Origin of the sequence: Rhodococcus sp. YH3-3 (genome assembly GCF_001653035.1) — a bacterium.
GTDB classification, from domain to species: Bacteria; Actinomycetota; Actinomycetes; order Mycobacteriales; family Mycobacteriaceae; genus Rhodococcus_F; species Rhodococcus_F qingshengii.
This window is the reverse complement of the sequence record NZ_BCWH01000001.1, coordinates 1095919-1108244: the sequence shown is the minus strand read 5'-3', so window position 1 is coordinate 1108244 and position 12326 is coordinate 1095919. Positions and strand designations below refer to the sequence as shown.

Annotated in this window: 11 protein-coding genes; 3 read left to right on the top strand and 8 right to left on the bottom strand. The window is 62.4% G+C overall.

Features of this window, described 5'->3' with window-relative positions; translation table 11 throughout:
• Together YH3_RS36575 and fadD5 are read left to right on the top strand one after the other, a co-directional pair.
• A partial coding sequence (locus tag YH3_RS36575; RefSeq protein WP_238592523.1) for an enoyl-CoA hydratase-related protein occupies positions 1 to 353 on the top strand: 353 nt, incomplete at its 5' end.
• 95 nt (positions 354 to 448) lie between these two features.
• A complete protein-coding gene (gene fadD5 / locus YH3_RS05195) occupies positions 449 to 2038 on the top strand; it encodes a fatty-acid--CoA ligase FadD5 (RefSeq protein ID WP_042451945.1) in 1590 nt (529 codons plus the stop codon).
• Between the two features lie 57 nt (positions 2039 to 2095).
• On the opposite strand, the gene YH3_RS05190 is transcribed toward fadD5, so the two are convergent.
• From YH3_RS05190 to YH3_RS05150, 8 genes are all read right to left on the bottom strand, one after another.
• Complete coding sequence (locus YH3_RS05190) at positions 2096 to 2569, bottom strand: nucleoside deaminase (protein ID WP_064443067.1); 474 nt, start codon at positions 2567 to 2569, stop codon at positions 2096 to 2098.
• Positions 2570 to 2646: 77 nt separating this feature from the next.
• Complete coding sequence (locus YH3_RS05185) at positions 2647 to 5190, bottom strand: ATP-dependent Clp protease ATP-binding subunit (protein WP_003945604.1); 2544 nt, start codon at positions 5188 to 5190, stop codon at positions 2647 to 2649.
• Between the two features lie 297 nt (positions 5191 to 5487).
• The gene (locus tag YH3_RS05180; protein ID WP_047269654.1) at positions 5488 to 6345 is read right to left on the bottom strand and encodes a triacylglycerol lipase; all 858 of its coding nucleotides are present in this window, start codon (positions 6343 to 6345) and stop codon (positions 5488 to 5490) included.
• Between the two features lie 38 nt (positions 6346 to 6383).
• Positions 6384 to 7280, bottom strand: coding sequence for a triacylglycerol lipase (locus YH3_RS05175; RefSeq protein ID WP_047269726.1), 897 nt, complete (start codon positions 7278 to 7280; stop codon positions 6384 to 6386).
• A 150-nt stretch (positions 7281 to 7430) separates the two neighbouring features.
• Positions 7431 to 7769, bottom strand: a complete 339-nt coding sequence (locus YH3_RS05170) for an Lsr2 family protein (RefSeq protein WP_003945673.1) — start codon at positions 7767 to 7769, stop codon at positions 7431 to 7433.
• A 642-nt stretch (positions 7770 to 8411) separates the two neighbouring features.
• A complete protein-coding gene (gene lysS, locus YH3_RS05160; RefSeq protein WP_003945834.1) occupies positions 8412 to 9923 on the bottom strand; it encodes a lysine--tRNA ligase in 1512 nt (503 codons plus the stop codon).
• A gap of 11 nt (positions 9924 to 9934) precedes the next feature.
• Complete coding sequence (locus YH3_RS05155; protein ID WP_054826783.1) at positions 9935 to 10438, bottom strand: DUF1772 domain-containing protein; 504 nt, start codon at positions 10436 to 10438, stop codon at positions 9935 to 9937.
• Positions 10435 to 11268: an NAD(P)H-binding protein gene (locus YH3_RS05150; RefSeq protein ID WP_058227243.1), complete on the bottom strand. Its 834-nt coding sequence runs from the start codon at positions 11266 to 11268 to the stop codon at positions 10435 to 10437. The genes YH3_RS05155 and YH3_RS05150 overlap by 4 nt, the downstream gene beginning before the upstream one ends.
• 80 nt (positions 11269 to 11348) lie before the next feature.
• On the opposite strand from YH3_RS05150, the gene YH3_RS05145 reads away from it, so the two are divergent.
• Entirely contained in the window at positions 11349 to 12308 is a 960-nt protein-coding gene (locus YH3_RS05145) for an AraC family transcriptional regulator (RefSeq protein WP_064443066.1), read from the top strand.
• The last annotated feature ends 18 nt before the right edge of the window (positions 12309 to 12326 follow it).

The following is a 12326-nucleotide window of genomic DNA, read 5'->3' as shown; positions in this document are numbered from 1 at the left end:
ACGGCGGCGCCAGTGCGTTGGTACCGGCAGCGATCGGACGCGCCCGAGCGGCCGAGATGGCATTGCTGGGCGAGCGAGTTTCCGCCGAGGACGCAGAGCGGTTCGGGCTCGTGTCCCGCACCGTCGCCGACGACGCGTTCGACGCACTCGTCGACTCCGTGGTCGATCGCACGTCGAAGGCTCCCCGACGCGCCCTCGAACTCACCAAGCGCGCACTCAATGCGGCGACACTGGACCGCCTCGATGATGCGCTGGAGCTCGAAAATACCGGTCAGGCAGAACTTCTCACTGGCGAGGACTTCAAAGAAGGCGCGATGGCGATGCTGCAGAAACGCGCGCCCCACTTCAAGTAATCACTGCGAATTTTCGTTAACAAAACCACTGTACGAATCGACGGCTCACTGTAGCCTGAGTCACACAATCACCCACGCATGAGAGGAACCCATCGATGGCCTCCACCGATGCAGTCTCCGAGGCGCAGCGTTCACGCCGCACCAACTGGAACAATCAGATCGCCAGGCATGCGCAGATGATTCCCGATCGCACCGCACTGCGATTCCTGGGCGATTCCATCACCTGGAGCACCCTCGACGCACGCGTCGAGAAGCTGGCGGACGCTCTTGCCCGACGCGGCGTCAGCTTCGGCGACCGCGTGCTCATCCTGATGCTCAACCGCCCCGAATACCTCGAGGTCGTGCTCGCGACCAACGCACTGGGCGCCATCGCTGTTCCGGTGAACTTCCGTCTGACACCACCCGAGGTCGCTTATCTGGTAAACGACTCCGGCTCCAAAGTCATTGTCGCCGAAGGACCGTTGGCTCCGTTGGCCGGAGCTGCGCGAGCCGCGTCCGAGGGTATCGACATCTCCATCACCGTAGGCGCCCCCGCCGAGGGTGACAGCCTGAATTACGAGGACTTGATCAGCGAAGAGGGCGAGTCGCACGCGTTCGTCGACATCCCGGACGACACTCCTGCACTCATCATGTACACCTCGGGAACCACCGGTCGCCCCAAGGGCTCGGTGCTCTCCCACTCCAACCTGTCTTCGCAAGCATTGACCTGTATCAGGGCCTTCCACCTGTTCAATGCCGATTCCATCGGCTTCTGCGCGTCGCCCATGTTCCACATCGCAGCCCTCGGTTCCATAGCGCCGAGCCTGCAACTCGGCACGACCACGGTGATCCATCCGGTCGGCGCATTCGACCCGGGTCAACTACTCGACATCCTGGAAGCCGAGAAGGTCACCAGCTTGTTCCTCGTGCCCGTGCAATGGCAGGCCGTGTGCGCCGTACAGAAGGCGCAACCTCGAGCACTGTCGCTGAAGAACATCTCGTGGGGCGCCGCACCGTCGTCCGATACGATCCTGCGGGCAATGGCCGAAACCTTCCCGGACGCATTCAATGTCGCGGTCTTCGGTCAGACCGAGATGTCGCCCATCACTTGCGTTCTCGACGGCGAGGATGCGATTCGTAAGCTCGGATCCGTCGGTCGGGTCATCCCGACCATCTCGGCCAGGGTCGTCGACGAGAACATGGACGACGTGGCGCCCGGTGAAATCGGTGAAATCGTCTACCGCGGGCCCACGATGATGAGCGAATACTGGAACAACCCCACCGCCACCGCTGACGCCTTCCACGGTGGATGGTTCCACTCCGGCGATCTCGTTCGAGTCGACGACGAAGGCTTCGTCTACGTCGTGGATCGCAAGAAGGACATGATCATCTCCGGCGGAGAGAACATCTACTGCGCGGAGGTGGAAAACGTTCTCTACGAACACGAATTGATCGTCGAAGCGGCCGTCGTCGGTCGCCCCGACACCAAGTGGGGCGAGGTGCCGGTAGCGATCGTCGCGATGGCGCCAGGTTCAGCCGTGGACCTGACCATCGAGGAGCTGAGCAGCTTCCTCAACGATCGTCTCGCGCGCTACAAGCACCCGAAGGACATCGTCGTCGTGGAAGCACTGCCGCGCAATGCAAGCGGCAAGGTCGTCAAGGGTGAACTGCGAGAGAAGGTTCGAGCGGTCGACGCAGTTTCCTGACTTCACACGCAAACGGGCGGCACCTCCAGCGAGGTGCCGCCCGTTTGTGTGTGCCCGTCAAGCCCTCTGCGAATGCAACTTCCGATGCAGTTCTCGCACCAGCGGAACCAACTCCGGCACCGGGCCTTCGACCGGGACGTTCGGCGCAACCTCGTTGACGGACAGAGACTTCACGGGGCCCCCCCCCCCCGCGGGGAGCCAGTCGCCGAGTTGGGCCGAAGAGCAGATGTAGACGATCCGTCCGAGGCCCACCCACGCGTGCGCGGCCGAACACATCGCGCAGTGCTCTCCCGAGGTGAACACCGTTGCCGTCGAACGCTCGTCCGGCGTCAGATACTGGGCCGCCCACCGAGCCAGCTCGAACTCGGGGTGGCGAGTGTTGTCGCCGCCCGCGATCCGGTTTCGATCTTCCGCCAGAAATGTTCCGTCGGCCGCTGCCAGGACGGAACCGAAAGGTTCGTCGCCCGCATCCAATGCTTCCGTTGCCAATTCGACGCAACGACGCAGGTGACCCAGTTCGATGTCGTTCATGTGTACGCCCTCTCCCGTGATACACGAAACGGGCGGCACCGGTGAGGTGCCGCCCGTTCGTTACCTACTCTGCTGTACTACTCTGCTGCGCTTTCGCTTTCGCCGGCCTTGGTCAGCTCGATCGGCGGTGCGTCCGGCACGTCGATCGGCTTCTTGGTAGGCGTGAACGTGAACTTCGCGTCCTCGCCCGAGCCTTCGCCGTCCCAGTTCTCGACGTCGACGAGCACGATGTGGCCGGGTCCGATCTCTCCGAAGAGGATCTTCTCGGACATCTGGTCCTCGATCTCGCGCTGGATGGTGCGACGCAGCGGTCGTGCACCCAGTACGGGATCGAATCCGCGCTTGGCCAGAAGCGACTTGGCCTTGTCGGTGACCTCCATGGCCATGTCCTTGTTCTTGAGTGCCGCCTCGACGCGAGCGAGCATCAGGTCGACCATCTGAACGATCTGCTCGTTCGTGAGCTGATGGAAGACGACGATGTCGTCGATACGGTTCAAGAACTCGGGACGGAAGTGCTTCTTCAGCTCGTCGTGAACCTTGAGCTTCATGCGCTCGTAGTTCGACTCCGTGCCCGTTCCCGAGCTGAAGCCCAGGCCGACTGCCTTGGAGATGTCCGACGTACCGAGGTTGGACGTGAAGATCAGCACCGTGTTCTTGAAGTCGACGGTACGTCCCTGACCGTCGGTGAGACGGCCGTCCTCGAGCACCTGCAGGAGGGTGTTGTAGATCTCCTGGTGTGCCTTCTCGATCTCGTCGAACAGCACGACGCTGAACGGCTTGCGGCGCACCTTCTCGGTGAGCTGGCCACCCTCTTCGTATCCGACGTACCCGGGAGGGGCACCGAACAGACGTGAAGCGGTGAAGCGGTCGTGGAACTCGCCCATGTCGATCTGGATCAAGGCGTCGTCGTCGCCGAACAGGAAGTTGGCGAGCGACTTCGCGAGCTCCGTCTTACCGACACCGGACGGGCCGGCGAAGATGAACGAGCCCGAGGGACGCTTGGGATCCTTCAGACCTGCACGCGTACGACGGATCGCCTTCGAGACGGACTTGACCGCCTCTTCCTGGCCGATGATCCGCTTGTGCAGTTCCTCTTCCATGCGGAGCAGACGAGTGGTCTCCTCCTCGGTGAGCTTGAAGACGGGGATACCGGTCCAGTTGCCCAGAACCTCGGCGATCTGCTCGTCGTCGACCTCGGCAATGACGTCCAGGTCGCCCGCACGCCACTGCTTCTCACGCTCAGCGCGCTGAGCAACGAGGGTCTTCTCCTTGTCACGCAGGTTCGCAGCCTTCTCGAAGTCCTGCGCGTCGATCGCGGACTCCTTCTCGCGACGCGCGTCGGCGATGCGATCGTCGAATTCGCGCAGGTCCGGCGGTGCAGTCATCCGACGGATGCGCATTCGCGCGCCCGCCTCGTCGATGAGGTCGATCGCCTTGTCCGGCAAGAAGCGGTCGTTGATGTAGCGGTCGGCCAGCGTCGCCGCTGCCACGAGAGCACCGTCCGTGATGGAGACACGGTGGTGAGCCTCGTAGCGGTCACGAAGACCCTTGAGGATCTCGATGGTGTGCTCGACGGTCGGCTCGCCCACCTGAACGGGCTGGAAACGACGCTCGAGGGCAGCATCCTTCTCGATGTACTTGCGGTACTCGTCGAGCGTGGTGGCACCGATGGTCTGCAGCTCACCGCGAGCAAGCTTGGGCTTGAGGATGGAGGCCGCGTCGATAGCGCCCTCGGCCGCGCCCGCACCCACGAGGGTGTGCAGCTCGTCGATGAACAGGATGATGTCGCCGCGGGTGTTGATCTCCTTGAGAACCTTCTTCAGGCGCTCTTCGAAGTCACCGCGGTAACGGCTGCCGGCCACGAGCGACCCGAGGTCGAGCGTGTACAGCTGCTTGTCCTTGAGGGTCTCGGGGACCTCACCGTTGACGATTGCCTGAGCCAGGCCCTCGACCACAGCGGTCTTACCGACACCGGGTTCACCGATGAGAACCGGGTTGTTCTTGGTACGACGCGAGAGAACCTGCATGACACGCTCGATTTCCTTCGAGCGGCCGATGACCGGGTCCAGCTTGCCTTCGAGGGCAGCTTGCGTCAGGTTGCGACCGAACTGGTCGAGCACGAGCGAGGTGGACGGCGTGCCGGCCTCTCCGCGGGTGCCACCGGTTTCGGTGGGCTCTTTGCCCTGGTAGCCCGACAGCAGCTGGATGACCTGCTGGCGGACGCGGTTGAGATCGGCACCGAGCTTGACCAGAACCTGGGCTGCTACGCCCTCACCCTCACGGATGAGACCGAGCAGGATGTGCTCCGTACCGATGTAGTTGTGCCCGAGCTGCAGCGCTTCGCGCAGACTCAGCTCGAGGACTTTCTTGGCGCGCGGTGTGAAGGGGATGTGACCGGACGGAGCCTGCTGGCCCTGGCCGATGATCTCCTCGACCTGGCTGCGGACTCCCTCGAGGGAGATACCCAACGACTCCAACGACTTGGCTGCGACACCTTCGCCCTCGTGAATGAGGCCGAGAAGGATGTGCTCCGTGCCGATGTAGTTGTGGTTGAGCATCCTGGCTTCTTCTTGAGCCAGGACAACAACGCGCCGCGCGCGATCGGTGAACCTCTCGAACATCGCTCTCCCTCACACTCTCCGGCGGGCAGGTTCGAGACCGGATGTCTCGTCCCTGGTCGCCGCGTTTCGCTCCGGCACTACAGACTGATCGCCTCGCCGGTCAGCGGACTGACGTCCACGAATCGACAAAGGTTGCACGACCCCACTTATTACTCTAGAGGGCGCGAAGTCCACCTGCTGCTCCTCCACCCGATTGGCGGCGGAAGCCGGACTGCTTACCGTTCACAACGTCGCAGCTGAGGGAATCGTTTCCCGGTTCCTGTACGCCTGAAGCGAACAGCGATTTTCGACGCCTGATCAGCCGAATATCGGGAGTACCCGAGCGCACGGCACCTCACGCGGATTCGACGGATCCAGCGCGTTGAGCGTCAGAGTCGCCGTTCGCTGCGACGCCACCAGCGCGATGTGATCCGACAGGTCCTGCTCGCAACCGTCCTGAACAACTATGTTCGACGCGTTCGACGCGGCCAGTATTCCGCTGCTGTACGGAACGACCACTTGATCGAACCGAGTCACGATGTTGGTGTACTCGACGTCATCGGAGTAGACGCCCGCGTCGCGCAGTTCGGTGACGAAGCTGGCGTTGTCGAAATCCGGTCCCCCGACGCCTTCCGGCGGGCCGACCTCCGAGCCGTCCCACAACGGAGCGATGGAGACGATCTTGGAAACGTGCGTGTCACCGCCGAGGAACTTGGCGTAGTAGGCACTGACCGTCGTCCCCTGGGAGTGCCCGATCAGGTCGACCTTCGAGGCACCCGTCGCAGAGAGAACGTCGTTGACGAAGTCCGACAGCTGCCCTGCGCTGTCTCCGAGTGGTGCGAGACCGCCGGCTGCGGAAATCGGCCACGGCTGGTCCGTTCGATTCCCGAAGGTGAGCGCAAAAACGCAGTATCCCTCGTTGGCTAGTACGGGTGCGAGTACGCCCCAATTGGTCTGACGGTTGGCCGCCGTCCCGTGCACCAGGACGACTGGATCAGGATGAGCAGCGGAAGGCGTGCACGAGAAGTCGTTGGTGCCAGGGGCCGATCCGCCCGGGCTGGTCGCTTCGAGGGCGATTCCACTGAGGAAACCGGACGGAACGGGAAGAGGTTCGTTCGCCGACGCAAGAGACGGCGCGGACACGGCCACGGCTCCCGCCACAGCGAGAGCGCCCACGCATGTTCGAATCCCCACCGAAGGCCTCCGCATAGTGATCAACCCACGACGGGCAATACCGAGTTGCACGGTACCGGCCGCTGATGCGCGGGGTCGAGTGCATTGAGAGCAAAAGTCGCGGCGCGCAGCGATGCCGCGATGGCGAGGTGATCGGAGATGTCTTGCTCACAACCGTCCTGGACGACGATGTTGGTGGCGTTCGGCCCAGGCTCCAGCCCATTTGTATACGGCAGCACCAGTTCGTCGTAGCGGGTCGTGATGTTCGTATAGTGAACACCCGGCGCGTAAACGCCTCCCGCACGGAGATTTTCGATGAACTCCGAGCCTGCCCCCATGTTCAGACATGCCTTGCAGATCGGGAATCCGGCCTGCGCTGCCTCGGATACCCCGAGTTCGCGAAGGCTGCGGCCGACACTTGCCTGCTCGTTTCCGAGCGTTCCCTTCCACAGCGACGCCACCGAGACGATGTTGTCCACTTTGTCGGCACCACCGAGGAACTTCGCGTAGTACCCGTTGATGATGGTGCCCTGGGAATGTCCGATCAGATCTACCGATGTAGCACCCGTGGCATCAAGTACTTGATCGACAAAATTCGACAATTGCGCTGCGCTGGAAGGAATTTCCTGCATTCCACCGATGGCCGACAACGGCCACGGCTGCTCGGGGAAGTTGCCGTATGTCAGCGCGAAGACGCAGTAGCCCTCGTTGGCGAGCAACGGCGCATAGGTGGCCCAGTTGGTCTGCCTGTTTCCACCCGTTCCGTGAACGAGCACAACCGGATTGGGATGTTCGGCAGTCGGTTTACACGAAAAGTCATTGGATCCAGGAGCTGAACCGCCAGGATTTCCCAACTCCTGAGGAACACCGGCAAGGAAGGCATTGGGCACGGGCAACGGGGCCTGAGCCGAAGCCACGGAGGTGAACCCGACGAGCATCAGAGCGGCAAGAACCACGCCCCCGAACAACCTGTTTCTGTGCACGACCGACTCCTCTACGAGAGATGCGAACCGTGCAGACGCTAACAAACTAGAACGCGTTATCAATCCGTTTCGGCAAAATGCGCCCGAATCCATTCGCGATCCATTTCAGACGGCCTTTTCGTAGGCTCGGCGCACCTCGGTGGAAATACGACCGCGGGCCGAAATCTCGAAGCCGGCACCCTTGGCCCATTCGCGGATGGCGGCACTCTGATCGCGGTCCGCAACGGGACGGGATTTGGTCACCGCTCCGTTGACTGATTTGGCGGAATTCGACTTTCTCGCATGAGGAATCCACTTTTTCAGTGCATCGCGCAGTTCCGCGGCGTGGGCGGCGGTGAGATCGATTTCGTAAGCAACTCCGTCGACGGAAAACTCCACAGTTTCGTCCGCGGGCGATTTTTTGTCCAGATCGTCAACCATCGTGACAACAACCTTTTTCACCACGACCATTCCTCCCCAGATCCTTCGATAAGCAGCGACAATAGCACCTGGACAAACGTCCTGTCTTGGCTCGTCAGGATGATTGGGACTTCTCGCCGCCGGGTATGCCGGTCGACTTGTCTTGCGACAAGGACAGTGCCGATACACTCCTCGCGACGCATCGGGGGATGCATCCAGACGGGGGAATCATGACAGACGACGGCTCGAGAAAAGACCTCTACCGAGCGCAATCTTCGCCTCCAAGAACGGCACTCTCGCCAGTATCGCTTACGGCGGACCCACGAATTTCACCATCTCCGGACGCCCGGCGATCCGGCACGCCGCAACCGTCACAAATATCCCGGCGGACAACGAATGCTATCCGCCCTCAGCACAATTCGATGTCGTCACCACACCCGGATACTCCACAGCCGAGGTCATGGTCTTCCTTGTCCAGTCGGATCAGGGACTACCTGACGCACTCAACCAGGGCACGATCGACCAAATCATCGCAACAATTCGAGAGTCCGAAACTCGGGCGACCGCGCATGGATGAATCCTTTGCCGCAGGCGAATGTCGTTGGGAACTATCGAATACCTTGGGAGCGCCCCAACTGAAAAAGGTTCGGCCGCAACATGTGCGGCCGAACCTTGATCGAAGTAAAGCTAGCGAGCGGACGGACGAACGATCGGGAAGAGGATCGTCTCGCGAATACCGAGACCAGTCAAAGCCATCAGCAGTCGATCGATTCCCATGCCGGTGCCGGTGGTCGGCGGCATGCCCTGTTCCATCGCGGCGAGGAACTCCTCGTCCAGCACCATCGCTTCGTCGTCGCCTGCCGACGCGAGGCGCGCCTGGTCGACAAAGCGCTCACGCTGGATGACCGGGTCGACAAGTTCGGAGTAGCCTGTCGCCAACTCGAATCCGCGGATGTACAGGTCCCACTTCTCGGTGACACCCTTCTTGCTGCGGTGATCACGGGTCAGGGGCGACGTCTCGACCGGGAAGTCACGGACGAACGTCGGCACGTACAGCTGATCGCCGCACTGGTGTTCCCACAGCTCCTCGACGAGCTTGCCGTGGCCGTAGCCCTTGTCCTTGGGAACCTCGAGGCCGACCTTCTCCGCCAGAGCGAGAAGCTCGTCGACCGTTGTATCCGGCGTGACCTCGGTGCCGATGGCAGCCGACAGCGACGGGTACATCTCGAGAACCTGCCACTCGCCACTGACGTCGTACTCGGAACCGTCGGCGAGGGTGAGGACCTGCGTGCCGAATGCTTCCTGCGCAACTTCCTGGACGAGTTCACGAATCATCTTCGCGGAATCGTCGTACGTGCCGTAGGCCTCGTACGTCTCGAGCATCGCGAACTCGGGCGAGTGAGTGGAGTCGACGCCCTCGTTGCGGAAGTTGCGGTTGATCTCGAAGACCTTCTCGATACCGCCGACGACGCAACGCTTGAGGAACAGTTCCGGCGCGATACGCAGGTACAGGTCGATGTCGAGGGCGTTCGAGTGCGTGACGAACGGGCGAGCTGCCGCGCCGCCGTGCAGCGTCTGCAGCATCGGCGTCTCGACCTCGAGGAAGCCGCGGCTCTCGAGTGCATTGCGCAGCGCACGGACAACTGCGACGCGCTTGCGGGCGTTGTCCCGAGCCTCGGGGCGAACGATCAGATCCGCGTAGCGCTGACGCACCCGGGACTCTTCGCTCATTTCCTTGTGAGCAACCGGCAGGGGGCGCAGCGACTTGGACGCGATCTGCCACGCGTCGGCCATCACGCTGAGCTCGCCGCGACGGGAGCTGATGACCTCACCGTGGATGAAGACGAAGTCGCCGAGGTCGACGTCGGACTTCCAGGCAGCCAGTGCCTCTTCGCCGACGCCGGCGAGGCTGATCATGGCCTGCAGCTGGGTACCGTCGCCTTCCTGCAGAGTCGCGAAGCACAACTTGCCGGTGTTGCGCATGAAGATGACGCGGCCGACGACGCCGACCAGCACACCAGTCGCCGTGTCCGGCTCGAGTTCCGGGTACTCCGCGCGGATCTGCGCGAGCGTGTGGGTGCGATCGACCGAAACCGGGTACGCCTCCTGCCCCTGCGCCAGGATCCGTTCACGCTTCTCGCGCCGGATACGGAGCTGCTCGGGGGTGTCGTCGACTGGCTGGGCTTCTACATCACTCACGGGGTACAAGACTACTGGGCCGTGTCCACCGCGTTTGTTGCTGGTAGCACCGCGGCCACCGCGAGCACGATTCCCGACAGCAGGTACAGCCCGACCCGAACGTGATTCCACATAGTCCAACCCGCCTCGTACGACGCCCATGCGGCCGCGTCGGTAGTGCTGACCGAGGCAAACGCGTCGTTGCGAGGGACGTGGTAGATCGCGGTCACCGCGAAGGACGCGAGCACCCCGACGCAACCAACGACAGCAAGGACCCAGCCGTCCGGTCTGGAGATCGCTGCCCAGATTCCAGCGGCGATCGCGGTGAGCGCCGATCCGACCAGCGGCAGCATCAACGCACTACGCGGCGCTTCGACGTTGATCGCCTGCATCGACGTGATCGCGGTATGTGCATCGACCGACCGCAGAGCGGGCATCACGAAGGACGAGAAGGCAAACAACGCACCACCGGCGACGAGCGCGCCGAGCGCAGTCACCCCGAGCAGCAGCTCCAAGAAAATCTCGGATTTCTTCACGACCAGACCCCCGTTCGGGCAGCCTCGGCGGCAAAAGTGGTGAAATCTCGAGCGGGTCGTTCCAGGACCTCTTCGACGGCGCCGGTCACACTTTGATTTCGTCCGTCGAGAACCTCGGCAAACAGGTACCTGAGTAACTCCACGACGTCACTCGGGACGCCGACCTCCGCCATGCCGTCGGAAAACTGTTTGAGTCCAATTCTTTCGAATGTCACGAGACGACCCGACGCCGTCGAAATCGCATCCACCGCCGCCGCGAAGGTGAGCAACTCCGGACCTGTCACCTCGAGAACTCGGCCGAGGAGGTCGGTTCGAGTCAATGCGGCCACCGCCACGTCGGCGAGATCGTCGACGTCGATGAACGGCTCCCCCACCTCACCGACCGGAAGTGCCAGGTGGCCTTCCCGAATCGGATCGAGTAGGTACCCCTCACTGAAGTTCTGGGCAAACCAACTGGCCCGCACCACAGCCCATTCCAGACCGCTGTCGGCGAGAACCTGCTCGGCTTTCTGCGCCGCCGGTTCACCGCGCCCGGACAAGAGCACCATGCGACGAACCCCTTCGCGGTACGCAAGCTCCGCGAACTCCTCGATGTGGGTGCTCGATTCCGGAACAGCCAGATCTGGCGCATACGTCACATATGCCCCGTCGACGCCGGACACTGCTGGCTGCCACGTCGCCTGATCGTTCCAGTCGAAACGCGTCCCGGATGTTCTCGACGCGATTCGGGTACGGATTCCCACCGCCGTCAGCCTCTGCGCAACGCGCGCACCGGTCTTACCGGTACCACCGATCACTACTGCCGATTGAATGTCGCTTGTTGTCGTCATGCACTCATTCGACCGCGGAGCACCAATACGATCCATAGCCGAAGGTCGCAGAAACATACGCCAGCGTCTACGGTCGAAGCATGGATGCATTGTCGATGATGCTGGCGGGATCGCGGGCGGAGGGCGCTTTTCTACTGCGCTCGCTGCTCGATCCACCGTGGTCACTACGTATCGAGGACCACGCACCGATCACCGTGCTGGTTCTGGTTCGAGGCAGCGCGGTCGTCGTCTCCGACACCGGCCAGACAGAAGAACTCGAGGCCGGCGACGTTGCACTGTTGCGCGGCCCCGATCCGTATACGGTCGCCGATCACCCGGACACACCAGTCCACGTACTGATCGACGAGGCACAGAATTGCGCTGCGGTCGACGGCACACCGCTCGAGGACATGTCGGTTCTCGGCGTTCGCACCTGGGGCAACTCGACCAGTGGTCAGACCGTCATGCTCACGGGCACATACCGTTTGGACTCCTATGTCAGCCGTCAGATCCTCGACAGCCTGACACCCGTCGCGGTAGTGCGACGCAGCATCGAAACCGCGCCGATGACAAACCTTCTGGAACAACAGATCGCCGCCGACGGGCCAGGGCAGGAAGTGTTGTTGGACAGGCTCCTTGACCTGGTCCTGATATCGGCGGTCCGTACGTGGTTCGCCGAGAACCCGAATCGATCACCGCGTTGGATCAAGGCCTACGAGGATCCCGTCATCGGGCATGCCTTGCGGCTCATACACAATCGGCCGGAGCACCCCTGGACGGTCGCGAGCCTGGCCCAGGAGTCCGGCAGTTCACGAGCGGCCTTCGCGCGCAGGTTCACCAGCCTCATGGGGCTCGGACCTGTCGGCTATCTGACCGAGTGGCGACTGTCCGTGGCGGCAGATCTGCTCGCAGACCCGGCACGAACGGTGTCGTCGATCGCGCGAGAAGTGGGCTACTCGAGCCCCTTTGCCCTCACAACCGCGTTCACCCGTCATCACGGAATGAGCCCGAAGATGTACCGCCAGACCCGCTGTGCGCCTTTATTAACCGCCCGCGGTTAATAAAGGCGCACAGCAAAT

Excerpts from the sequence above, each read along its gene's own strand:
- YH3_RS05190 (WP_064443067.1), bottom strand. The coding sequence starts at position 2,569 with ATGAACGACATCGAACTGGGTCACCTGCGTCGTTGCGTCGAATTGGCA.
- YH3_RS05150 (WP_058227243.1), bottom strand. The coding sequence starts at position 11,268 with ATGACGACAACAAGCGACATTCAATCGGCAGTAGTGATCGGTGGTACC.
- fadD5 (WP_042451945.1), top strand. The coding sequence starts at position 449 with ATGGCCTCCACCGATGCAGTCTCCGAGGCGCAGCGTTCACGCCGCACC.
- YH3_RS05175 (WP_047269726.1), bottom strand. The coding sequence starts at position 7,280 with ATGCTCGTCGGGTTCACCTCCGTGGCTTCGGCTCAGGCCCCGTTGCCC.
- YH3_RS05145 (WP_064443066.1), top strand. The coding sequence starts at position 11,349 with ATGGATGCATTGTCGATGATGCTGGCGGGATCGCGGGCGGAGGGCGCT.
- YH3_RS05185 (WP_003945604.1), bottom strand. The coding sequence starts at position 5,190 with ATGTTCGAGAGGTTCACCGATCGCGCGCGGCGCGTTGTTGTCCTGGCT.